The sequence below is a fragment of the Paenibacillus graminis genome (genome assembly GCF_000758705.1).
In the GTDB taxonomy this organism is placed as follows: Bacteria; Bacillota; Bacilli; order Paenibacillales; family Paenibacillaceae; genus Paenibacillus_AQ; species Paenibacillus_AQ graminis.
The window spans coordinates 207,840-233,228 of record NZ_CP009287.1 but is presented as its reverse complement, the minus strand read 5'-3'; the positions used below and the strand labels follow the sequence as shown (position 1 = coordinate 233,228).

Annotated in this window: 17 protein-coding genes and 2 pseudogenes; 6 read left to right on the top strand and 13 right to left on the bottom strand. The window is 46.2% G+C overall.

What is annotated here, in order from left to right; all coding sequences use genetic code 11:
• Positions 1-49 precede the first annotated feature (49 nt).
• Positions 50-1,186 (bottom strand): PQQ-binding-like beta-propeller repeat protein, encoded by a 1,137-nt coding sequence (locus PGRAT_RS01115; protein WP_025708599.1) that lies wholly within the window; start codon positions 1,184-1,186, stop codon positions 50-52.
• A 276-nt stretch (positions 1,187-1,462) separates the two neighbouring features.
• A pseudogene (locus PGRAT_RS32065) lies at positions 1,463-1,666 on the bottom strand (short-chain dehydrogenase); the annotation flags it as partial.
• 143 nt (positions 1,667-1,809) lie between these two features.
• Here PGRAT_RS32065 and PGRAT_RS01110 point away from each other — a divergent pair.
• On the top strand, positions 1,810-2,376 hold the full coding sequence (locus PGRAT_RS01110) for a TetR/AcrR family transcriptional regulator (RefSeq protein ID WP_025708602.1): 567 nt from the start codon (positions 1,810-1,812) through the stop codon (positions 2,374-2,376).
• A 62-nt stretch (positions 2,377-2,438) separates the two neighbouring features.
• The gene (locus PGRAT_RS01105) at positions 2,439-4,274 is read left to right on the top strand and encodes an alpha/beta fold hydrolase (protein ID WP_036706941.1); all 1,836 of its coding nucleotides are present in this window, start codon (positions 2,439-2,441) and stop codon (positions 4,272-4,274) included.
• A gap of 793 nt (positions 4,275-5,067) precedes the next feature.
• On the opposite strand, the pseudogene PGRAT_RS32060 reads toward PGRAT_RS01105, so the two are convergent.
• From PGRAT_RS32060 to PGRAT_RS01045, 9 genes and pseudogenes are all read right to left on the bottom strand, one after another.
• A pseudogene (locus PGRAT_RS32060) lies at positions 5,068-5,804 on the bottom strand (Rpn family recombination-promoting nuclease/putative transposase).
• A 172-nt stretch (positions 5,805-5,976) separates the two neighbouring features.
• The gene (locus PGRAT_RS01085; RefSeq protein ID WP_025708605.1) at positions 5,977-6,720 is read right to left on the bottom strand and encodes a MerR family transcriptional regulator; all 744 of its coding nucleotides are present in this window, start codon (positions 6,718-6,720) and stop codon (positions 5,977-5,979) included.
• A gap of 9 nt (positions 6,721-6,729) precedes the next feature.
• Positions 6,730-7,464, bottom strand: a complete 735-nt coding sequence (locus PGRAT_RS01080) for an ABC transporter permease (protein ID WP_025708606.1) — start codon at positions 7,462-7,464, stop codon at positions 6,730-6,732.
• A complete protein-coding gene (locus PGRAT_RS01075) occupies positions 7,461-8,177 on the bottom strand; it encodes an ABC transporter ATP-binding protein (RefSeq protein ID WP_025708608.1) in 717 nt (238 codons plus the stop codon). The genes PGRAT_RS01080 and PGRAT_RS01075 overlap by 4 nt, the downstream gene beginning before the upstream one ends.
• A 704-nt stretch (positions 8,178-8,881) precedes the next feature.
• Positions 8,882-13,741, bottom strand: coding sequence for a polysaccharide lyase family 8 super-sandwich domain-containing protein (locus PGRAT_RS31370; protein WP_167337216.1), 4,860 nt, complete (start codon positions 13,739-13,741; stop codon positions 8,882-8,884).
• Positions 13,742-13,837: 96 nt separating this feature from the next.
• Complete coding sequence (locus tag PGRAT_RS01060) at positions 13,838-14,884, bottom strand: glycoside hydrolase family 130 protein (protein ID WP_025705137.1); 1,047 nt, start codon at positions 14,882-14,884, stop codon at positions 13,838-13,840.
• 32 nt (positions 14,885-14,916) lie between these two features.
• Positions 14,917-16,449 (bottom strand): ABC transporter substrate-binding protein, encoded by a 1,533-nt coding sequence (locus tag PGRAT_RS01055; protein ID WP_025705138.1) that lies wholly within the window; start codon positions 16,447-16,449, stop codon positions 14,917-14,919.
• Between the two features lie 77 nt (positions 16,450-16,526).
• Positions 16,527-17,411 carry a carbohydrate ABC transporter permease gene (locus PGRAT_RS01050; RefSeq protein WP_025705139.1) on the bottom strand — a complete coding sequence of 295 codons (885 nt, stop codon included), beginning with the start codon at positions 17,409-17,411 and terminating at the stop codon, positions 16,527-16,529.
• Between the two features lie 10 nt (positions 17,412-17,421).
• A complete protein-coding gene (locus PGRAT_RS01045) occupies positions 17,422-18,360 on the bottom strand; it encodes an ABC transporter permease (protein ID WP_025705140.1) in 939 nt (312 codons plus the stop codon).
• Between the two features lie 254 nt (positions 18,361-18,614).
• On the opposite strand from PGRAT_RS01045, the gene PGRAT_RS01040 reads away from it, so the two are divergent.
• The gene (locus PGRAT_RS01040; protein WP_025705141.1) at positions 18,615-20,945 is read left to right on the top strand and encodes a helix-turn-helix transcriptional regulator; all 2,331 of its coding nucleotides are present in this window, start codon (positions 18,615-18,617) and stop codon (positions 20,943-20,945) included.
• A 210-nt stretch (positions 20,946-21,155) separates the two neighbouring features.
• Here the strand turns inward: PGRAT_RS01040 and PGRAT_RS01035 are convergent, their stop codons facing one another.
• Positions 21,156-21,509, bottom strand: coding sequence for a nitrous oxide-stimulated promoter family protein (locus tag PGRAT_RS01035; protein ID WP_025705142.1), 354 nt, complete (start codon positions 21,507-21,509; stop codon positions 21,156-21,158).
• Between the two features lie 215 nt (positions 21,510-21,724).
• A complete protein-coding gene (locus PGRAT_RS01030) occupies positions 21,725-22,669 on the bottom strand; it encodes a LysR family transcriptional regulator (protein ID WP_238326784.1) in 945 nt (314 codons plus the stop codon).
• Between the two features lie 64 nt (positions 22,670-22,733).
• Between PGRAT_RS01030 and PGRAT_RS01025 the strand changes: the two genes are divergently transcribed.
• The 3 genes from PGRAT_RS01025 (at position 22,734) to PGRAT_RS01015 (ending at position 25,031) form a co-directional block, all read left to right on the top strand.
• Entirely contained in the window at positions 22,734-23,693 is a 960-nt protein-coding gene (locus tag PGRAT_RS01025; RefSeq protein ID WP_025705144.1) for an NmrA family NAD(P)-binding protein, read from the top strand.
• Between the two features lie 42 nt (positions 23,694-23,735).
• A complete protein-coding gene (locus tag PGRAT_RS01020) occupies positions 23,736-24,242 on the top strand; it encodes a phenolic acid decarboxylase (RefSeq protein ID WP_025705145.1) in 507 nt (168 codons plus the stop codon).
• 393 nt (positions 24,243-24,635) lie between these two features.
• Positions 24,636-25,031, top strand: coding sequence for a VOC family protein (locus PGRAT_RS01015; RefSeq protein ID WP_025708172.1), 396 nt, complete (start codon positions 24,636-24,638; stop codon positions 25,029-25,031).
• The last annotated feature ends 358 nt before the right edge of the window (positions 25,032-25,389 follow it).

Genomic DNA, 25,389 nt, shown 5'->3' with positions numbered 1-25,389 from the left:
ACACCTTTTGGGGTGTCTTTGGTTTTTAGAATGGATAATCTTTTACGAATCATTTACTCTTTTTTTGCAGGCAAATGATGTTGTTATTCACACTAATCACCGTAAAATTATCATTTACGGCAATGATATCCGGATAGGAGAGTTGACTGCTGCTCACCGACAATGTGAAGCGGGGCTTCCCGTTATAATCCAATGAATACACATTGCCGTTGTTGGCGCCGAAGTATACATTACCTTTACTGTCCGTCGTGAAGCTGCCTGTAAAAAGACCTATACCAGCAGCCTTTTCATATGTACTCAATGAATATTTCCACTTCTGCTTCCTTGTCTTAAAATCCTTATCCGTAATGCTCCCCTCATCTTCATCTAATATGTAATAACCCCCGTGCTCATCCTTGTCAATAATATCTGAGTAACTCACCGGTTCGTTCTGGATTTGATTATAATCCGCAACCCGCAGAGTGTTACCGCTCAGATCCAGGGTAGCCTCCACTTTCTCAAAATCAGCAATAATATTGCCTTTGGAATCCGTGTAGAGCTGCTCTATATCGTTGACATCCAGAACCCCGTTCTTGAAAGGAATTGTGGTGAGGCACCAGTTCGTTGATCCGTCTTTTTGAATGGATTTCAATCCTTCATCTGTGAGCACTATGTAATTCCCTTTATGATCCCCTGCCTGAAAAAGATCAAATAAAGAGCCATCCTCAAAGCGGGATACTACCCGCAGCTTGACATCATGAAAAGTGGTTACTTCGCCTGAACTGGCAAGACGGGTAACGTCCGTTTGATATACCTTTGGGGACAAGCGCTCGACATCATCATATGAAACCTTATAATATGTACCGTCTGCTCCCAGCAAAGGAGTAAGCTCACTCTGCCAATCACTTGGATGCCTCCAGACCACCTTCCCCGTTGCGGCGTTGATTGCGAAGATTTCTTCAAAACTCTGGGCATAGACCAGTCCATTCGGCCCCTTGTACAAACTGTACATTTGATAAGGGCTCTTATCGGTGAAGGACCATTTCATTTCATATTCGGCAGCATTTTTTAAAATGATATTGTGGCTCTGGTCGTTCTTCACAGACAGCTTCCGGGTCACATCCAACGGATCCTTGACTACGGCAGCGCCCATTGTAAAAATCATAATTAAACTCAGCAGCCCTAATGTGGCTATTCCCTTTTTCATCCGGCACCCCTAATATGGTTAAATATTGAAATCATCCCTATTATAAATGGTTTATCTGGCAATCTCATTTATTTTTATACTTGCAAAAAAATATAAAGGACCCCATCAGTCCTGAAACCCGGATAATAGGTGTCACGTACATAGAAGCTGCCACTAAATAAAAGGTTGCTTAAGAGCGCAGTCCATCCGTCTTGGGAGTTATTCATTTGCTCATAAAAAAAGGCAGGGCCCCGGCTTCCGAAGGCCTTGCCTTTCCCTATTTTACCTTCTGGCCACTTATTCGATCATGCCCTTCGTAGCCTGATACATATTTGCCGTGTACTCGTCCACTTCATCCCGGGACATGCGCAAGCGGTCCACAGAAGTGCCGTATCCGATCTCCTGTTTCCCCTCTTTCAAGCCTTTAAAAATCCCGTCTGCGAAGGCACCCAAAGGCTCCCCGTGTGTATGCAGTCCCGCACCGCCCAGTTCCGTACTTACTTATCATCTCTAGCCCTGATCCCTATCCCTTTTTTCCCATTGTTGACATGTCCAAGAAACATGAAATTTCAGTTGCACTATCTTCTCACTTGCAACATACAAATTAGTACTGTATAGTTCTAGTTATGACAAAGGTAAAATTAATGAATCAAAAACGTGTGATTGAAGTAGCGGCAACATTATTTTTAGAAAAAGGATTTGCTTATACAAGCATGGATGAATTAGTGCGTGTAAGCAAAGTATCAAAATCTAATGTGTATTATCACTTTTCTGACAAGGAAGAATTGTTAGAAGGGGTCGTTGATTATTGGATTGAAACGTATCAGCGTGCAATTGATCAAATACTTTCTCAGAACCAATTATCAGTTGAAGATCGTGTCCAGATGTTTTTAAAGCATTTATCGCAGGGAGTTCAGTCAAGAGAGTATAAGGGTGGCTGTCCATTTATTACTCTTTATATTCAAAGTCCTACACATGCTACGCACATAAAAGAAAAAATAGGTCTCTTTTTTACAGGATTACAAATGAAAGTCTCTCTATTATTAAAACAAGGAGTAGAAAAAGGAGAGTTTAGAAATACGATTCATATTGACGAGGTAGCGGCACTTTTTATAACGAATCTTGAAGGAGCGCTGTTTATTTCAGAAACATTGAAGGATGCAACTGTTATCACGAAAACAGCCAGCCAATTTTTTAACTTGCTTCGATAAGAGAAGCATTTTTTTTACACTAAATTAGTACTAGGTAGTACTAAAAAGGGAGAGTGGATGATGTGAGGACAATATTTTTAACAGGTGGAACAGGCTTTATTGGGAGGCAATTAGTAGAGGAACTTCTTAAAGAAGATGTTATGATTTTTCTTTTAGTGAGGTCGAAAAGTAAAGCAACACGTACTTTTCAAGAAAAAGGCATTTTAAATGAAGCAGCCATGCACTTTATTGAAGGTGATTTGACGAAAACAGATTTAGGTTTAAGTGATGAAGATAAGGATCGGGTATCGAACACGGATGTTATTATTCACGCAGGTGGACAAATGGATATTCAAGCAACAAAGCAAGAGGCAATATCTGTATTTTTAAACGGTGCCAAGCATATCAGTGAATTCGCAAAAAGTATTCATCAATTGAAGGGATTGCAGCAATTTATTCATGTAGTTGGATATATGACCCCCTTTGATGATAAGAATAGCAAGGTTGCGATTGATGTGTTTAAAGTGGGTCACGACTATTTGAAAATAAAAAATCCTTATGAAAGAACAAAATTTTTAGCAGACCTTTATATTCGCCAGCAGGCATCCGCAATAGGCTATCCGCTTTCTGTGATTAATCCGCCAACTGTAGTCGGCAGTAGTAAAACAGGGAGTACGGAGCAAGTAGCAGGCTTAGGCTTGCTTGTGGCGAGTATGCGAAGAGGGCTAATGCCAGTTATTCCTGGAGGCAAGGGGTATAAATTACCGCTTATTTCAAACGATGAGCTAGCGAAGTTTATTGTTCAGGTTTTTAAGCTGGAGCAATCGTCTATTCATACATATACACTTGTTCAAGACAAACAGCTTGATCCGGATATATCTGAATTATTAGATGTTATGTCAGAAAGTATGAATATGGCAGCACCTAAAATCTCTGTGCCCATTCGTTTTATGAAGGCACTTATGAAAAGTGGGATAAGTAAAATAACAACAATTCCATCTGATGGACTGAACTTTATTACAAATAGAAAGTTTTCAAATGATTTATCGAAAAAAGTCATGGGAGAAGATTGGTTTAAAAAGACGAGTGTAATGAAATTTTTTCCAGTCGTAGTAGCGGATTTGGATTATCGCTTGACGTATCAAAATGACCAGTATAATCATGCATTTGAACGAACATTAATCGGAAACACTGTGATTTATCAAATACAAGGAGAGGGTAAACCGTTTATTTTATTACACGGATTATTGAGTGATGGAGAGGATTTATTTCCATTAGGAATAGAACTTCATGAAAAAACTGGTCAACCTATATGGATTGTAGATCTTCCAGGTTTAGGACGTTCCCCTTTTAAACGAGAGAAAAATCTTCTGAATCTCTATTTGAATTTAGTGAAAGCGTTATTGGAAAAAACTACTAATGGCGCGCACTGGATTGGCCATTCCTTCGGATCGGTTATTCTGCTGGAATCATTAGTGCGAGAGTACATAGATACGAAGAATACTATTACTTTACTTCAGCCACCTGTTGTGAAAAAAAACTCTAAGTCGTTTAATGCTCCTCAATTTATGAATAAATGGGCATTGAAGTTAGCAACTGCTAATTCAATAGAACGTTTTTTAATTGGAAATGGTCTGTTTGAAAATACGGAGAGCATTCCGAAACATTATATTGCAAAAGTAAGCAGTAGCTTTACTTCGCCTAGAATTTTAAATACAACTCTTCAGCTTAACCGTTTTCTATCGAAAGACTCTCAGGGTGATTTCACCAAAGTACCAAGGTATAATCTTCATATTATTTGGGGAGATCATGATAGAAGCTATTCTGCTCCATTACATCTTGGTAAAATTGATGTTGTTCCATATGGTCATCATTTTCCTCTTAGCCATCCGAGGGAAACGGCTTCCTATATACTATGAAATTAATATAATATTTTCAAAATGGACCGGTCCGCATTTAAATTAGAGGAGTTGTCTAGTATGCTCATTTCAGTTCAACATATTCGGCACGCTACATCAATTCTAACCATACACGGTAAACGTATACTGGTTGATCCGATGTTGAGTGATGTCGGCGAACTTTCGCCTGTGCCTTTAACTCGAAATTATCGTAGGAAGAAAATCAAAATCCACAACCTCATGCGGTTGTGGATTTACATGGTGGAGCCGAGGAGAGTCGAACCCCTGTCCGAAGATAACGGCACATAAGCTTCTACGAGTGTAGTTGGCAGTTTTGATGTCAGATTTTTTCCATTTTATCGTAAAGCCTAGACATGCGTTCTCCTTCAGTTAAACTCATTTTCAAAATCGGGGAATCTAGCTTTACTCTCCATTACTGTAAACAGGGCTATCCAAAAACACCTAGATTATGAAGATCATACCTACAGTTCGAGAATGACATCCCCACCCTTAAATCTAAAATTGATACCTTCTTAATTAACTGCCTATTTGATCAGGGAATTATCTGTATTTTCGATTCTATATCAGGCATTTTCATCAGATAAATCGAGAAAAAATAACAACGAGAATTATAAGATGCATATCACAATCAAAAGAACATACATGTGTGCTCATGCTTAATAAGCAGTAATACACTTAGAAACAGCCTCAAACCCACCGCCTTCGGAGAGCCGCTACAAACAAAAACAAGGACGTGGATGAGCCCTCCAACGTCCTTATTTATTAATATTATTCATCTGGAAAAATACAAATATTAAAGCTTTATAGACCTGATTTCATCTTCACTCAGACCAGTTGCTTTAGCGACAGCCACATAATCCATTCCCATCGCCAACAAATTTCGAGCGACCTGTAGCTTGCCCTCAATTATCCCAGCAGACTTCGCTCCCTCAATCATGGAAGCTTCATCATGCAAATACTTCTGTCTGGCCTCATACAACCGTCTGGCATCCGAATCCTGACTCAAATATTGCAGGGTATCCATCGCTTTTTCCAAACCCGGTTCATTCATCTTCAGCACCTCCCAGTGTGATGTATCGGCACCTTTCAGAAACAACAGCCAATTGATCAATCCGCCCCCAGATGGAACACATTATGATACTGATTGTTTTTCAGGAACGAATAGTTCAAAATGTTGATTGTCACGCATTTTTTTAACTCCGGATACTTGTCGCCTTCACTGAGTTGACTGGCGTACCGTTTGCTCCAATAAAACAGCGTTCGCTTCTCTATATCATACTTATTAAAAAGCTGCATTTCTATATCAATCAGTTTGCCTTCAGAGGTCTTGGCGAAAACATAGAAGATGGACTGTTTGTCGAGCGGATCATCTTTATCCGTATAAGGATTCATCAGGATGATCTCAGTCAACGGCGGCTCGCCAGCTTCGGTGAAGATACGATTAAGAAACGCCAGCAGTACATCCTTGTTATTCTCACTGCCAAATATCCGTTTGAACACAAAGTCCACACGCGGGTCCAGCAAATCCATCGGCATCAGCTCCATTTGTTATTATTATATCATCCTTCGAGGATTCTGAACCTCTTAAGGGTGATCGAAATGGAACGAAAAGTCTCAAAATTCGGCACTAGCCTTGGCATTATGATGACCGATGCTCTAAGACAGGTAGGACTCGAAGTCTCACTGCCTCATGTTTACAACGTCATCTCTCCAAGTTCAATTTTTCCCTTAGCATCCATATTAGCTCCTTAGCAGACGCAATAGCTTGTTCCAGTGAATAGACTAACCGATCTGTCACTGAAATAATATCTTCATGCTCTTCTGGTGTGTCGAGCACTTTCTTAATATTAAGATTCGTCCACCTCATGTTCTCTGCCTGATTCATCAACCGGAGAATTGCACTTATCGAATAATGTGCCGTCCTTAAGGTCCGAATTATTTTCAACCGTCTTATTTCATTTTCTGTATATGCCAGCGAGCCATTGGAAAGTCTATGAACAGTTATTAATCCATTGCGCTCCCAATTTCGGATAACTTCAGTTGAGAGGTCCAGAACCTGGGCAGTCTCTTTGCGTGTATACGTTTGAGCAGGTGTGGATTGTATTCCACATAACCACTGCTCCGAAAGTTCAATAGCTTCTAGCGCCCGGTTATATTCTTTTTCTAGATGGGACAAGTAGCTTTGTGCATATTCTAGTGCTTGAGTAAAATCCGCTTTGCCGCTAGCTTCAACAATGGCTCTAGCTTTTGCCCGAATGAGTCCTTGAACAATTTCACAACGAAAAGCGGTTCTAGCTATGTTCAGTTGAAATAAATGCAAGTCAGAATAAATGCGGTAGCCGTTCACACCTCTCGGAACAGCTGAGATATATCCCCATTCTTCATAAATCCGCACAGTGTTGGGATGTACCCCAACCATTGCTGCAATTTCTTTGGTCCGGTACATCCCTCAACCCTACTTCCACCTAAAAAATTTGAATGCCCCAATCAAGCTGATTCCGGTAACAATGCCTAATATCAAAAATGGTACCATCATCCCCTCTGTTTCTCTACCTGTACTTACTAGCTTTAATAAATGAATCCCATGTGACAAGGGTAAGATATCCATGATCCATTGAACGAAGCGTGGCATTACTTCATATGGAATGGTCGCACCTGAGAATAACAACATCGTAAAGTACGCAATAGAACTCCACATATTAGCTGCCTTTTGATCAGGTACGACACTGCCAATAAAAGTGCCAATACTGTACATGGCTAAAACAACAAAGGCATATACGCTCAAAAATATAAGCCAGGAGCCTGCTATCTGATAATCAAAAAATAAATAATAACCGAGAGTAACCCCAATAAATGAAACAAGGGCAGAGGAAAGCTGAATTATGCCTTGGGCGAATAAAATCTGTAAAGGTGATACCGGTGTCACTTGGAATCGTTTCAGAATGCCCCGGTGCCGATAATCAGCAATGGTTAATGGCAGACCCATTACGCCCGTTGCAAGCACACCAATCGTTATAACGGCTGCGTAAGATAATTCAAAATCAGATGAACCAGCAGATGCATCTTTACTAAGCACGTAACCAAACAAGGCCGCCAAAATAACCGGAAAGCATATCCCGAAGATTAAAATATCAATGCCTTTCCATACCAGCTTACCTTCTATTTTTAAAAGCGTAAACATTGTACTCATCCCCAGTCCTCCTCGCCGGCAAAATGTAAATATGCATCTTCAAGCGTTGTTTTCCCGCTAGCGGCTAACGCTTCCTGAATGGTTCCACGAAAGACGGTTTGACCCTCTCGCAGAATTAATATCTCATCACACAACGCTTCAACCTCATCCATGTAATGTGATGTTAAAACAATTGCCAAACCATCTTCTTTCATTGTTACGAGCTGTTTCCACAACATCCGACGCGCCTTTGTATCAAGCCCTGTGGTCAGCTCATCTAAAAACACAAGTTTCGGTTCAGGAATTAGGGCAAGGAGTACGGCCAACCGCTGACGCTCCCCGCCAGAAAGCAATTTAACCGGTTGTTGTTTCTTATCTGCCAACCCAAAGGTTTGTAGTAAAGCAGGTAAGTCCGCCGTTTGTTTATAGAGTGATTGCCATTGTTCACATGCGTCGGAAACGGTTAGTTTATCCTGGAAATGGGTTTCTTGAAACTGCACCCCTACCTGTTCAAATATCTCCTTCCGATTGCGTATTGGCGATTTACCCACGATAACAAGCTCATCATAAGTGCTCTTCACAATACCAAGCACTGCAGCAATGGTTGAAGACTTTCCTGCCCCGTTCGCACCCAGTAATCCAAATGCTTGCCCCGGCTTTACTTCAAAGCTAATGAGATCGACAGCCTTTTTCTGACCGTATGTAACGGTCAAATTCCCAACCTTTAATACCATGTTCTAACCTCCTAAATAAATCTTAGGACGTCAGTATAACAAATGATCTATAGGGTGGTGTCTTACTGGAGGGTTTGATAGCTATCGTTAATCATTCATTCGATTCAGGAGATTCTCCTCCTCGTGATAGTAATCTTGAAAATGCAGGGAGTTGTACAAGTACCCAATAATCTGGACCGGGCAGTTTTGGTTTATTTCGGGGTCCGCTGCAGCCTGCTGAATGGAAAATAATGAAAGAGGCCGGATACAGGGACAATCAAACCCCTGATCCAGCCCTTTTTCAAATTATTCAAATCTTCCCTGTAGATCTTATGTGGGAAACGAATCCAAACGAAGGGGGGCTAAGTGGAAAAAGGATAACTAATTGCCCCGGCAACATCTGTTCCCCACTGGCTAAGTGGAAAAAGGGGAACTAATTCTGCTGGTTTTGCTCCTAACGGAGTAATATCGCCTAATTAAGTTTCCTTTTTCCACTTCATTCTTATAATTGTTGATTTGTGGGAGAAATAAGTTTCCTTTTTCCAACTAGCACTGCTCACCTGCTTTTTCGCAAAAAGACACCGGTTAAGGTGTCTCTGCTGAACCTCCATATTGGCGAACGGATAGGAACCATACCATGGTTGGGAACGAAGCCGGCATGAATTCCTCTAGGCGATTTTCTTGCATCACCGTCAGCCTCTCCGTCCCCCTCCTTGTTCTGCTTTTTATTCTTGATCCTTAGCAACCAGCATCCTGAGCAGAACCGTGACCGTTTCCGCCCTTGTCGCGGCATTTTTCGGGAAGAAGCTGTTGTTGCCCTTACCCTGCATAATCCCCAGCTTCTTCATCTCGGCTGCCGCTCCGGCAGCCCAGACCGGTATGTCGCGGTCATCTGCGAATCCGGCGGAACGGGCTTCAGGTGCGAGGTTTAAGGCTCGCGCCAGCATTACGGCCATTTCCGATCTCGTCAAAGGCGCATCTGGACGGAAGTTACTGTTCTTATCGCCTTGGATAAGACCCAGGCTTACGGCTCGCGCAACAGCTGTCCGGGCCCACTGCCCGATCCGGTCCGCGTCCTTGAAGGACAGGACTGCTTCTTCGTTCTGAAGCTTCAGCGCTTTCGCCAGCATTACCGCGAATTCAGCGCGCGTTACTGTGCGATCGGGCCGGAACGAACCGTCCGGATAGCCTGTAATAATCCCCTTCTTTTCTGCTTCCAAGATATTGGCTTCGGCCCAATGACCGCCAATATCCGCGAAGGCATGACCGGGTACCGGAACGTCCTGCGTGCCTGGACCATCGTTTGGATCATCGTTCGGATTAACGTTCGGATTATTGGGAGTTACCGGCGGGGTCACAGGAGCTCCCCCTCCCGAATTGCCTCCGCTTCCGCCGCTTCCGCCGTTTGAACGCTCGTTTACGGAAACGTTTATTTTCCCTGTAACGGACGGATTTGCGGTCAAGACGGCTGTAATCGTCACTTCTCCGGCTGCGGAAGGCGCCGTAAAGACCATGCTGAACCGGCCGTTCGCATCCGTTACTGCTGTAGCAGTTTTGAAGCTGCCCGACGAAGCCGCGACTTCGGCCTCCACGCCGGAGACCGGAAGATTGTCACCGTCGTAGACGATTCCTGCAATGGACACGTCGTCGCCGACCGTCACAGCAGACGGCGTCGCCTGGAGTTCGATTAGAGCAGGTACTTGTGCGGCCTTAATTACGGAGACGGTAATCTTATCCGTCACGGCCGGACTCGCAGTCAAGACGGCTGTAATCGTCACTTCTCCGGCTGCGGAAGGCGCCGTAAAGACCGTGCTGAACCGGCCGTTCGCGTCCGTTACTGCTTTAGCCGTCTGGATGCTGCCTGACGAAGCCGCGATTTCGACCTCCACGCCCGGGACCGGAAGATTGCCGCCGTCGTAGACGACTCCTGTAACGGGTACTTTGCCTTGGGCCACCACGGAAGACGGTGCCTCCTGGAGTTCGATCCGGGCGGGCACTTGTACGACCCCATCTACGTAAACGGCAGTCGTCCCCCTCACGGACGGATTCGCGGTCACGGCTGCCGTAATCGTCACTTCTCCGGCAGCATGCGGCGCTGTAAAGACTGTGCTGAACCGGCCGTTCGCGTCCGTGGCTGCTGTAGCCGGTTCGATACTGCCCGATGCAGCCGTGAGCTCGACCTCTACGCCGGATACCGGAAGACCGCCGCTGTCGTAGACGGCGCCCGTAACGGATACTTCACCTCCAGCCTCCACGGAAGACGGCGCCACTTGAAGTTCGATCCGGGCGGGCACTTGTACGTCCTGGTTCACGGACACGGTAACCGTATCCGTCACGGCCGGACTTGCAGGGAGAAGGGCCGCGATCGTCACGTCACCGGCTGTGGACGGGGCTGTAAAGTCCGTGCTGAACCGGCCGTTCGCGTCCGTTACTGCTTTAGCCGTTTCGATGCTGCCCGAGGCAGCCGCGATTTCAACCTCTACGCCGGGGACCGGCAGATCGTCGCCGTCATAGACGGTTCCCGTAACGGATACTTTGCCTCCAGCCGCCACGGAAGACGGTGTTGCTTGAAGTTCGACCCGGGTCGGAACCTTTTGTACGTTCTCTGTACCATACACTTTAAATTCCCAGAGCGAGTAGCCGTACGTGCTCGCTCTTTTCGTGCCATACATCCGAACGTATCTTGCAGTCACCGGTTCGAAGGAGATATCGTCGATTTCTCCGTCTCCGGTTGTGGTGCTGTATACTGTCGTCCAGTCCGTCGTATTGTCGGAAACCTGAATTTGGTACTCCTTGCCATACGCACTTTCCCAATGCAGCATGACCTTCGCGATGGGTTGGCTGGAGCCAAGATCAACGTAAATCCACTGCGGATCGGCATAGTTAGATCCCCAGCGGGTCGTCAATGACCCATCCACCGCATTCCCGGGCGACACGTCGGCGGCTCTGGTCGAGCTTGCCGTTACCGGCATGCCTTCGGCGAGATTGGGTGCCACCGCTTCAAATACGTTAAATTCAGCAAGCGAGTAGCCGTCTCCGGTACCCGGCTGAACGCCCTGCATCCGGACGAACCTGGCACTGGCCTTACCGAAAGAAATGTCGTCGATTCCGCCATCCCCCATCGAAGTTGTATAAACGTCCGTCCAGGTGACAGCATCGTCGGATACTTGAATTTTATAGCTTTTCCCGTATGCCTTCTCCCAATTTAGCCTAACTTTATCGATCGTATATTGATTTTGCAGGTCAACATAAATCCATTCGTTGTCTGAGGCATTTGAACTCCAATAAGAACTTCTGTATAGATCCGTAGCATTCGAGGCAAATTGCTTGCCTTGGCTGGAGGAAGCGGTTGCTCCTTTACTGTAAGCGAGATCGAACCCGCTGTCGTCGCTGGAGGTTCCCTCGTTTAGGGTCATGCTTCGGCCGGTAAACGTATCCTTGCCGAGTCTATAGGTGGTCGTGGCTTTTTCTCCGTCCCGGTTCAGCGTTACGTTCACTGTAATCCCCGGTGTTTCGGGATTAGCGACCGAGATGCGGACAGGTGTTACAGATTCGTCTATGATCACCATGGACGGCTGGTCAACTGTGACCGTCAAGCCGTCTCTTACCGTCACTGTCCCGGGCTGATAGAACAGCAATTCCGCAATGCCCAGAGCATTATGCCGTACCGCCTGAACCGACGGTGTATTGGAAAGAATACTGATCGGGTTCACGCTCGCGTAGCTGCCGACCTCTTCGGGGGTTTTGTTCGGCAATACGATGTACTCATAGGAAGCGTTTGTCGGTTTCACGCCATGATCGAGCCAAATGGAAAAAACCGGCTTGGTGATCGGCTCCGTTGAACTTCCCGTGATGACGTCGCTCCATTTCCCCATCTTCGTCTCCCGCTTTACTTGAAAATCCGTGGGATTCGGGAAAACATAGCCGATCTTATCATTATAAGCCCAGCGCCCGTTAGCTTGCGCCGTTCCGTCTGGGATTACAGCGCCGTCTACAAGCACATCGCCTACCGCCAGACTTTGGTTCAATGTCGTGTGGACCGGTGCGGCATTCGTCGAAGCGATGCCTGCGCCCAGCGCGACCATTTCATCATCGAAAAAAAAGTAGCCTTTTTTGCCGCTGGTACTCAGCTTGTTAAAATCAAACGCGGTGGCTCCATAACGCTCATTTGTCACGCCGCCTACAAACGTTTTGGGATTGTTGAAATTCCCATCCTTCGTGAGTACGTACGGGGCCGTCGTGCCAGGAACATGAGCCCAGTCCATCAGCGGGTACACAGGCCTGTATTCGTCGCCGGTTCTCTGAATGGCAGTGGCTCCTTGCGGCGTCCAGTACAACAGGTTATATCCGCTGGGATTAATGGTTCTCCATTCGCCGCCTTTGACCGTTTTGGAAGACATCTTGACCGTAATTCCATAATCATTTCGCATATGGGAGGAGACCAGCGTCTGCCATTGCGTCATATTGTTGGCGTCCAGGCCGTTGCTCGTGCTCGTGCCGAAGCTGCGGATATTGTCAAGAAAACTCGCGAACTCCCCAGCCCGCTTCGGGTTGGCCGCCTGCATCCACTGCAGCGGATCTTCATAGAAGGTTAGAGCCGCGCTCTCATAACCCGGCCACTCCGGTCCATTCATCCCCATACCCAGATCGGCTACATCGCCTCTCACGAGATACCGGGTACCGTCCAGCAGGTAGGACGATAGCGAATCAATCGCCGCCTTGCTGTAGGAGAATGAGGTATCTGAGGTTACATACGCCCAGAATGACATATCTCTGGCAAAGCTTCTTCCATAGCCCGTCGTATAATTGGTTTTCCCATGCATGAAAAATGACATGTCTGACTGGATGCCCGTCACAGTCGTCGTCACATTCGACAGCACGTTAAACGCTTCCACAGCGTTCCGGACGTTCTGGGCATCCTCCAGCAATAAGCCGCGGATCATATAATTTTGATTGTACCAGGACGAGTTGGCTCCATCGACAGTGTGCGGGCTGCTGTCCAGCGTGCCGATAATATTCGATACTTGCGCTGCAGTTAAATAGCCTTCACATAAAAGCGCAATTTTCCCCAGCCTTAATTGCTTGCCGATTCCGGTCTCCCACCAGTTGGTTGAAGTCGGCTTTACCGTAAACCAATAGTCCAGCCCCTTTTGAATCCCTCCTAGCAGGGTTTCGCTATGATAGTAGGGACCATTCGGGTCAGCAAACGCCTGAGCCATCGACTGCATCCGGTCTAAGGCGAGATAAGGCGACCACGCCCGCCCATTGGCACTGGAGGTTGTACTCGCGTAATCTACATCCCCCCAGCTTCCATTAGCGTTTTGATCGGATAAGTAAGTGCCAGCCTGTGATTTGAAGGTCCATTCGACCCGGCCGTTCGTTCCGTCGTTGATGATATCTCTGGAGATGTAAAAATCAACCATCCGGTTCTTCATCAGTTTCATTTCAGCGGTCTCTTGAGAAGCGTTCATCGTCCCGGAAGTGCTTGCCGATGCAGAGGAATAGAACCATATGGACGATATCATTGAACAAACCATAACCAGACATGTCCACCTCATTACAACCCTTTGCTTCTTGTCAGCCATGCACATGCGCTCCTTTGTCCATCTAATTTCAATCGTTTATGACAGCGCTTTCCTTTTTATGGATTGAAGAAGGCAGTTCGCACTGCCTCCAGCCTTTTACAAAAGCGTATTATATATATCCTCCAGCGGTATGTCCGCCACTGCCATCACTTCGTCTGCAGCACCGTAATACATGCGGACCGTCTGATCCAGCAATAGGGCTCCGCACGAAAACACGACCTTGCCGAAAAATCCATTCACCTCATATGCAGCTTCCGGCTCCAATATCGGTACACGGGATCTCGCGATTACCTTGGCAGGGTTCTCCAAATCGAGCAGCACCGCACCCATACAATAGCGATGCTTGCTGTCCGCTCCGTGGTACAGTGCGAGCCAGCCGCGTTCGGTTCGAATCGGAACCGCCCCGCCGCCCATACGGGCCGAATCCCAGCCTTGTTCGCTGAGCCCCATCAGGAAGCGGTGGTTCCCCCAATGGTCGAGATCGGGCGATTCGGCGATCCACATCTCGGGAGAGCCGAAGGATTTCGGCACCGGACGGTGCAAAGCATAGTATTTGCCGTTGATTTTATCCGGGAATATCATGACGTCCTTATTTTCAGGAGCCAGCATAAGTCCGCGGCGCTTGAATGTCCGGAAATCCCGGGTCTCCGCCAGGCCGGCGCCAACGCCGTGGGCGGAGGCGGAGCTGTAAGTAATATAATAGATGTCTCCGATTTGAGTTACGCGCGGATCCTCAATTCCCCACGCTTCCAGAGCGTGTTCCGGAAACAAGGCCGGCGTCGGCTCGATGTCGAAATGAATGCCGTCTTTGCTTCGCGCCACCCGCAGATGGGATAAGGATGTGAGCATGACCGTTCGTCCGTCCCTTGCGATGAAGCGCGAGTCGGAGAAATCATAGCCCGGATCGTTTTTGTCGTAGCGCTCTACCCGTACATCGGTACCTGCTTCATTCAGCCGGGGGACGAGCACTTCGTCCGCCCGGTCCGGTATCGGCGCTTCCGCAATGCGCAGTAAAAGGATCGTTTCATCCCCTAACTGCGCAACTCCTGCATTAAACGCACCCAGCACCCGAAAATCGGGGCGGGAGGGGACAACGTCCCGAACCCGTATAACAGGATTTTGCGCGCTGCGTGTTATGTTCATGTGAAATACCTCTTTCAGTATTTTAAATGCTGTTATTTACCGGATGTGACAGCGTCGATTTGCGCCTGAATTTCATCAATTACTTTTTGTCCGCCGAGGCTCTCCATTTTTTTGTCCATCATCTTCTTGCCTTCTTCGGCAGGCACCAGGCCCTGGCTAAGCGGCAGGAAGGTCGAATCATGAAGCGGAGTGATTTTAGCATATTCCGTCTTCACCTTTTCAGCGTTAAAGTTGAAGCCCGCCGTTGGACTAAGTGTGAAATTGGCCGGGTTGGTAGAGAAGTCGAACCACTTCTTGTCATCCTTCATCATCTTGTCCGGCGTGCGGTTGAGCGTTGGCCGCCAGGTCAACACATAGCCCGGGAATGAATAGCTGGACAGCACCTTATAGCTCGAATCGCCGACTGGTTCCCAGTCCTTTCCTTGAATGCCGTATTCCATCAAGTCGTGGTTTTCCTTAATCGACATCCAATTGGCTACGTCCAGAGCCAGATCAGCATGCTTGGAGGAAGCCGGAATGCACAGGAAATTCCATTGCTGGAAAGCGGTATACGGCTTGGCCTTATCCCCGTTCGGAATGAAAATCTCCAGCTTGTCGCTGCCGTCTTGCAGCATTTCCGAATATTTCAGTCCCTCTACACCATCCGCCGCATAATAGGTAGCTGCATATTTGCCCTGCTTGAACAGTGTTTCTGCATTTTGCTCCTGCGCGATATTTTTGGAGATGATGCCGTCCTTATAGTATTTGGTGACGCGTTCATAACCATCGGCAATCATCGGACTTGCCCATTGGCCGGTTACCTTCTTGTCCTTGATGGAATACGCGAACATGTTGACACCGATTTCAAGCACTTCATCCAGCGCCAGATTAGCGGATTCGCTCAGGACAAACGGGAGTTTATCGGCTTTGATGCCGTTAATCACGAAGGGCTTGACATCCTTCTCTTTTTCCTTGACCGTATACAAAAATTTCTCCAGATCGCCAAGGGTTTTCAGCTCGGGAAGTCCGTATTTCTCGCGCAAGTCTTTGCGGATCAGAAGGCCATAGAGCTGGCCCTGGGTAGTGCCCAGCGGAATTCCCATAATTTTTCCGCCGAATTTGTTATATTCCCACATTTCCTCGGGAATGGATGCTTTGAGCTCCGGACGTTTGGCCACTGCGGCATCCAGTTCCATTAAAGAATTGCCCTCGATCATCTGATTCATGGATAACCATGGGGCATCCAAATACATATCGAAGTCTTCGCCGGCAGACATCTTCACGGATACCGCATTCCCGTAATCGGACCAAGGCAAGAAGTTGATATTCAAGGCTGCTCCGACGTTGTCCGCTTTCAATTTGTCGTTGACCGCCTGCAGCACAGCGTCAAAGCCGGCCGGTTTATCCCCTGGAAAATAAGCTTTCAACGTCACCGTTTCCTTCGCTGCGGGTGCAGCACTTTGCGCATTCGCTCCAGAACTTCCCTCATTGCCGCCAGTCTTCGTATTGCCGCCGCAGCCCGCCAGCATCAGTGAGGATACCAATACCGCTGTCGTCGTTGTGCCAAACCATTTTTTTAACCTCATTCCGCAACCCTCCCATGTCTATGGAAAACAATCTATGATTCACCCGGACTAATCCGGTTAATGCCGGAAATGCTTCGTTAGCCTTTTACCGCTCCTACCGTTAGACCTTTGACAAAATACTTCTGAAGCAAGGGATACAGCAGGACAATCGGGCCGATCGTCAGCACGGTCGTCGCCATCCGTACGCCATAGGTCGGCGGCGTCACGGCAATGGCTGCTGAGGCGGGAATGAGATTTTTGGCGGCTTCCATATTGGAGACCATCCGGCGCAGAATCAGCTGCAGCGGGAACAACTTCTCATTATCCACGAACATCAGTCCCATAAACCAGTCATTCCAGTAGCTCAAGGCATAGAAGAGGCCGACGGAAGCCAGAATCGGCTTCGAGATCGGAATCATAATTTGAAAGAAAACCCTCATTTCATTCGCTCCGTCTATTCTTGCGGCTTCCTCCAATTCCTCGGGAATGGTGCGGAAGAAACTGACCAGCAAAAAGACGAGGAACGGCTGGCATAACATCGTCAAAATGAGCACCCAGATGGTATTCTGCAAATGCAGCCACTGGCTGACCACAATATAAAATGGAATGATGCCTCCGGAAAAAAGCATAGGCAAGTAGCAAAAAAACAGAAACGGTGTTTGCAGGACATTCCGTTTGTTAGCCAGCGAATAGCCGAGCATTGCCGAAATGCACAACGCGGTTAATGCGCCTACGACAGTGATAAAGATCGTGACCGAATAGCCGTTGAACAGCACATCCGATTGCAAAACCGCCTTATACGCATCCAGCGATAAGGTTTGCGGAAATAAAGTATAGCCGTGTGCAATCAGTTCCCCCTCGTCTGTAAAAGAGCCGATAATCATCAGCAGAAAAGGAAACACACAAAATAAGGTAAACAACAAAATGAACGTATGGGCAAATACCGTAAAAGTTCGATCCGCAGCGCTCTGTTTCTGTCTCATAGTTCTTCTCCTAGAATAAAGCAGATTCTTTAGACACCCTTCGGGTTATCCAGTTGGCGGTAATGACGAAGATTAGACCCATTATCGACTGGAACAGGCCAACCGCCGAGGACATGCCGAAGTCATGCAGCTGTCTCATGGAGCGGAAGACGAAGGTATCAATGACATCGGTAGTCGGATACAACGATGAATTGTCTCCAATGATGGCATAGATCATGGCAAAGTCACCATTGAAAATTTTGCCTACGGCCAGCAAAGTCATGATCATGATGGTAGGAACGAGCAGCGGCAGCGTAATGCGCAGCACAATCTGCAGTTTGGAAGCCCCATCAATCCGGGCAGCCTCGTACAAATCCTCCGATATGCCGGTAATCGCCGCCAGAAAAATAATCGAAAGATAACCGGCTCCTTGCCATACACGGATTACCGTCAGAATGTAGGGCCAAAGCTTGGACTCAAACATCCAGTTGACCGGTTCCAGGCTGAGATACTGCAGCCAGGTGTTGATCATCGGCTCTTCCCCGCCAAATAAGGATTGGACAATCATTCCTACCACAATCCAGGACATAAAATAAGGAAGGAAGATGAGCGACTGTGAAATTCGTTTGAAATACTTATTGCGGATTTCATTGAACATAAGAGCAATCATAACCGCAGCCACCGTAGTAAATACAATGAACAGCATGTTCAGCACCAGCGTATTACGCAGAATGATCCAGAAATCATCTGAAGTAAAAAAATAATCGAAGTTTCTAAAACCGACCCAATCGCTTCCCGTAATGCCTTTGGCAAAATTATAGTCTTTGAAGGCGATTATTATCCCGTATATAGGAAAATAACTGAACACGAGAAAAAACAACAGCCCCGGTACAGCCATAGCATATAGAAATGGATTCCGGATAATATGCTTCAGCTTGGACCCTTTATTTGCATTAAGTTGATATTGCATCTTGTTACATCCCCCCTTTCATCAAGACCGGCAAACGCATCGGCGTCCCGTTATCTCTGCCGTTACCTTATCAAGCCCCTACGGCAACGGCAATTCAGAAAAGCTCCAATTTATCCTGCAAGCGCAGATTTACGAACTTCCCAAAAACAACACTACTTCGAAAATAAACGATTCTGAGGACGGAAATGCCCCGTATGCTATAATCAACCTAACAATTTATGAATCGACAGTCATGATTACGGGGGTCCAGAGCAATGAAATTCAGACATCCACTCTTCGCATCGCTAAAGCGGCATCCTACTTATATGAAGCTCATTTTTTATTTTGTCAGTGCAAATGTACTGGTGCTGGGTATCTCTTTTGCACTGCTCTATTGGCAGTCCTCCAAAACGCTTCTGGAAGAGATCGGCGATCATTCCGAATCCTTGCTGGTGAACAGCGCCCAAAACACGGCCCGGCTGATGGAATGGGCGCTGGAATTTAGCTTCTCCTCCAGCAATGACAGCACCCTCAAGGTATATGCTCTTTCGGAACAATACAGCGATTTTGAAACTTTCGAGGTATGGAGCCGGCTTATGGACATTAAGAACGCTAATCCGTCTATCGATTCGGTATACCTCATCAACGATTACACGAATACGGTAGTCGATTCCAGACTTGGATTAAATGATGCGGCAGCTTTTTACGATCAGGACATTATTAAGCGTTTACGGGATCCTGTTACAGCGAACCACAGCGTTCTCATTCCAAGAACCTTGTCCCTCCCTCTTACCGGGAATAAGCCCAAAGAGGTGATGACCATCATAAGATTTTACGAAAAAGGCAGTTCCATCTCCGCTTTCGTTATGAATGTAGATACAGATAATCTCATGACCCTGCTTCAGAACAATTCGAATTATGCCAACAGATCGGTTTCGGTTCTAAATGACCGGGATGAGACGGTTTTTAGCAGCACTTCTTTGAATCAGGAACAGATTGCGGAGCTGAGGAGCCACGTGATTAAGGGTGAAAGCGGATGGAAGCTCTTTCATCCCCGCACTCAGGGAGAGCAGCTAATGGTTTACGCAGGCACCTCTATCAAAGGAATCCAGGATTGGACCTTTATCGAAACGATACCGAAGTCTGTCATTTTGGGGAAAATCACGGTTCTTCGCAACACAAGCTTGATCTTGTTCTTCGCCCTGTTCGTAGCCTCCTTGACCGTTATCGTTCTGATTTCCAAACGGGTGTACTCGCCCATTCAAGAACTGATTACTAGAGTAATGAGGCAGCATCAGGCGGAAAAGCCCGGTCTAGGATACGACACCAATGAACTTGACTACTTATCCAATGTGTTTATAGCCCAGCGTAATCAGATTAATGAACTGACTGAGCAATGGCGGCTTAATAAATTTTTGGGCAGAGAGAGGTTTTTACGGGATTTTCTGGGGGAGACCTACCATTCAGCAGAGGAAATTGGTTCTCAGTTTCTGGAATGGGGAATTGACCTGCCGAAAGATCAGCTGTCGGTGGCCATCTTCCGGATTGACCACTTCTCGGAGTTTTCGGAGACCTACCCGGAGAAGGACCGGCGTCTGCTCCGGTTTGCAATGTCCAATATTATTCAAGAGTCGCTGCAGTCGTCCAAGCACAAGCTGCAAACGGTGGACATGGGGGACGATCACGTGGCAGTTGTCTTATCCGCCCCATTGTCCGAAGAATATGCGAAGAAGCTGCAAGTATCCCAACAGTTAATAGAGCAGTATTTGTCAGTTGGAACGACCGCTGCTTGGGGCAGGACGCTGCCCAGCCTGACCGACATGCATGAGGTATATATGGAGACGTATGAACTGACGCAGGAACGGTTCCGGTTCGGACACAGAGCGCTCATCGTAAAAGCATGGCTGCCCGGCGCGCCCGGAGAACTGTATCACCTCCCTGTGAACAAAGAGCGGCAGATTGCTCAGGCTCTTCCCAAGGGGAATGCAGATACGGTTCTGGAAGTCATACGCTCAGCCGTAGTCAAGCTGCGGGGAATGCCCTATTTTGAATGTAAAATGTCGCTGATTACGTTGTTTATGGATATACGCCGGCTCATGCAAGAGCACTCCGCTCAGCCGCTGCCGAGTTCATGGGGGCTGACTTCCATCGAGAAACAGATCATCCAGCAGGAGACGATGGAAAACGTGGTGCCATGGATGGAAGCATTGGTAACCAAGACGCTCGAAGACATTGTGGCTGCCCGCAGTCTGTCCAAAAACGTGGCCCTGATTGAGCAGGCGGACCGGTTCATTGAAGAACAATTAACCGATCCGAACTTGTCCGCAAAAATGCTGGCCGATCATTTGGGATTGTCCGTGAATTATTTCCGCAGTTTGTATAAAGCGGAGACAACCCAGTCCATTACGGACAAGATATCGGAGAAACGCCTAAATTTCATATGTCAGGAGTTAATTGCCTCCGACTCGCCCATTGAGCCCATCGTCCAAAATTCCGGATTCTCGTCGCTTAATACGTTTTATTCCATCTTCAAAAAGGTGTATGGAATGACACCGGCCCAATATCGGAGAAAGCATAGAAATGGCGATACCCTGGAGAATCTATAGAGAATCTGGTCATGCGTGTGGATTTACATCGTGGAGCTGAGGGGTGGACCTGTAGAGCCAAAAATCAGCGGGAACCGCTGTTAGAATTGTACGCAGTGGCCGGTCAGCCAGCAGCCGCCGGTTATTGTTCTATTGCTCTGACGTCAATCACATCCCCTGCTTCCATCCTCCGTGTCACCGGCCGGAGTCTGGAGCAGCTTGCTAAGATAGCTAGCGTGAAATTGATTTTCTTAACTTATGGGGTATAGGGATATGCCTTATGGACTCCAATGGATGATATAGCAGCATCCACGGGCCTGAAAAACGCATAACACCCTTGATTTTTTGACGGTAAACCGGTTGATAACAATGGATCGGACACTTCGCACAAGCCGTTTTCTCTTCACCGAATTTGCAGTGGGACAGTCTTTTCATAGCATACTCATTTAAGCTCTGGCATTCCGCACAGAGCTCTTTTTCACGATGTTTTTTCTTGCAATATATGCGAATCATTTTTGCAACAATATCTTTTTCCTTTCGAATTTTAGGGCCATCGTTCAACCGCTGATCCGCTTCTGTTCCCATATAAGGAAGCCTCCCTTCTCAATTGCACTTGATTAATGCCATCGCTCAATATGTAAGGGATTCGTTGAGTGGTGGAGATATTCCTGCCGTGTGGCTTTATTGGCGGAAGCTGGATTTTACGTTGAACCGACAGTAGAAAATAATGAAGAATCTTATCGGTGTATGCCGTGTGCTCTGACTACCCTACTAAAGAGAGGGCCAGCCCCGTTGCCGGGTCAAAGAGTGAGTAACTCTTTTATAATTGAAATCCAGCGTTTTACTTCTAAGCGCTCTTCGCTTCTAAGGCAAGCAAGGCCGTAAACCACTTCTTCAGTATAGCTTAAAGGAACAATGGCGATCTCGCTATCCTCTCCAATCACAAAGTCCGGCAGAACCGAAACGCCAAGATCACTTTTTATCATGGTATGTACTGTATTTATGGTGTCTCCATAGGTATAAATGGAATCGGGACAATTCTCAATAATTTTCCTGTTCATCCTTTTTAGGGTTGGGGGGGATTGGTGTTCGTCAAATAAAATGATCGATTGATGATTTAATTGTTCGATGTCCAGCTCACTTTCATTCGCGAAAGAATGATTTTTGGGCAGTACACAAACATAGGACCCTTGAAGTATCGGATAAAAACAAAAATCAATGTCCTTTCCCAAATTATCTTCCGAAGTAAATATGATATCAAACTTTTGGTTTAATAAATCTTCTTTCTCTCTGGTCAAATTAGACTTTTTCAACTGAATTTGAATCTGCGGGTATTTTTCCTTAAATCGCTTAATAATGTCCGGCAAAACTTTTTTTTCAAAAACAGTCTCCGTGTATCCGATAACCAAAGTGCTTTCATATTCTCCGGAGAGCCGTTTTGCTTTCTTAATGGATTGGTCTAATCTAAATAGAAGTCCTTCCATATCTTCGTAAAAGCTATTGCCGGCTAAAGTCAAATTAACAGTCCTTTTGTTGCGAACAAATAAAATGATTCCCAGCTCATTTTCTAAACTTTTTATGTTGTGGCTTACAGCAGGTTGTGTCAAATTTAATTTCTCAGCCGTTTTTGAAAAATTCAGTGTCTCGGCAAGTGAAACAAAGCACTTTAATTGCTGAATATTCATTTGAAACATCCCTTTTATTAATAAATCTTTTTTATAAATCATAACATAGGGTAATTTCACTCTAGTGTCAACCTATGCTATTCTTTCCTTGTGAAAGTTATCACTAGAAAAGAGGGATTAAAACATGCGTTATATTGTAACAGGCGTAGATGGCCAACTTGCAAGCCGTGTGGCGGAAACGGTTCTCGCAGAAGTAGATGGCCGCAATTTAACCTTCACATGCATGAAGAAAGACAGAATTCCCCAGGATACGGTTCAACGTTGGGAAAATGCGGGAGTCAACATCTTTGAAATTAATTATGATGACATTCCATCCATGGAACGGGCTTTCCAAGATGGTGATCGTATCTATATTGTCTCTGGCCTTGAAGTAGGCAGAAGAGTCCAACAACACAAAAATGCGATTGATACGGCAATCAAAGCAGGAATTTCTCACATCACATATAGTTCATTTATCGGTGCGACAGATCCTAACTACGCTCATGTTTTTGTAACTCCAGACCATACAGCAACTGAAAACTACTTAAAGTCAACAGGTATTGCCTACAATGCAATGAGAAATAACTTATATTTAGAAAACTATCTGACTATGTATGTGATGTTGGCACTAATGTCCGACAATAAATGGTTAAGCACTGCCGGCGAAGGCCGGGCTACTTTAGTTCACAAGGATGATTGCGCAAGGGCCGCAGCCGCAGCCCTACTTGGAAAAGGCAAAGACAACCAGGCTTATAATATTGTAGGATCCGAGTCTGTTTCCGTAAGGGATCTGTGCAATCTCATTAAAGAGGTTTCCGGTAGAGACCTGGAGTATACTCCTGTGAATGCCGAGCAATATTACAAACACCTGGAAAAACTGCACATTCCCAGAGAAATTACCGGTGATTTCTCCCGCTCGCCTGTTCCATTCTGCGGCGATGATCTCGTGACAACCGATGCCAGCATTAAAGAAGGGCTTTTAAACGTTCAATCCGGTGCCATTGAAGCTTTGACTGGACAAAAGCCAAAAACAGCAAGAGATATTGTCGGAAAATATAAATATATTTGGGAGAACAATATTCAAAACTGGCGGGATATGAAATAAAACCGTTCAAGCAGGCAGCTATTTAAATAAGGAGGAATCCATTTGCAGCCGAAGGAAGCTTTAAAAGACTTTGTAGGAAGCCATATGATTTATACTTATGAAATTGGTTGGGAATACGAAATCTACATCAAGAATGACCATACCATTGATTACCGTATCCATAGCGGCATGGTTGCGGGCCGCTGGGTGCGCGACCAGGAAGTTGATATTGTAAAACTAACAGAAGGCGTTTATAAAGTATCATGGACCGAGCCAACAGGAACGGACGTTTCCCTGAACTTTATGCCACATGAAAAACGAATGCACGGTGTTATTTTTTTCCCAAAGTGGGTTCATGAACATCCGGAAATTACGGTTTGTTATCAAAATGATCATCTTGAATTAATGAAAGAATCGCGCGAAAAATATGAAACTTATCCAAAGTATGTTGTTCCTGAATTTGCTGATATCACCTTTCTAGAAAACGCCGGTATTAACAATCAAGAGCTGATTTCCAAAGCGCCTTATAAAGGGATGACAGACGACATCCGTGCAGGAAAATTGAAATAAGTAAAGCTAAAAACGAATGACCGAAATGATTCAGTCAAACTGAAGAAAACCAAAAACCGGCTTGTTCGCATGCAATGCGAACAAGCCGGTTTTTCACATGGTATCCCTACTCATCTCCAAGTAATGTAAACGTGGACAGGCTTGCGCCTCCCGAGCCCTTGATACACGGGGATTTAGCCCGGCACCATATCCTGGAAGAATCCAAGCGGTATCCCTCCAGAAATCCGACTACAAAGGCTTCCTCTTCATCGAGGCCCTGTTCTGTGCTTGGCCTCCTCCATGAACCCATATAATTGACCTTAAAGAAAATTTTCAATTAAATTTTATATATTTAGCGAAAAAGGAAAGTATAATAAAGGCATGATGTTTGAAGTCAAAGCATTGGAGGAGATCATGGGCCGATTAGTTCATTTCGAAATTCATGTAGATGACATGGAACGTGCTAAGAAGTTTTATGGTGAGGTATTCGGATGGACCTTTGAGGATTGGAGTGAATATGCTGGAACGCCCTATTTCGGAGCTACCACGGGAGATGCGAGCGAACTCGGCATCAATGGGGCTTTGATGCAACGTCGGGGTGCGTCTCCAGAATCCGGACAAGCAATGAATGGTTATGCTTGTACTATGGGAGTTGAGGATTACGACTCTACTGAAGCAATAATTTTGAAACTTGGGGGCAAGCTCGCATTGCCGAAGTATGCATTACCTGGGATGGCGTGGCAAGGGTATTACCTGGACACAGAAGGTAATATATTTGGTATTCATCAGCCGGATAAGCATGCCAAATAAGGTGACACAATCATGTAGATAAAGGCCCGACCTCACGGTTGGGCTTTTCAAATATACCAAGGAGCCCTGTTTCATAGTTAACTTCTGCTGGCTCCAGGCGGAGACTAGATAGCCTATCCCGCTACTTCAGCTCTGGATATTTAAGAATCCAACAGATTTTGGCGTCTTTAATGGAGTTTCAGGAACTTAGTGTACACATAATCCACACCACCTACACCTCGTATAATAGCATTCCCATATATTGCTCTCACACCACAACCTTAGGACGGGAGTGTGAAAAAACAATACTCGTGATGCGGATCTTTCTGGTACAGTTCACTGTACCGTTTAGCCTTCATCCCCACCATGGATAAGACCC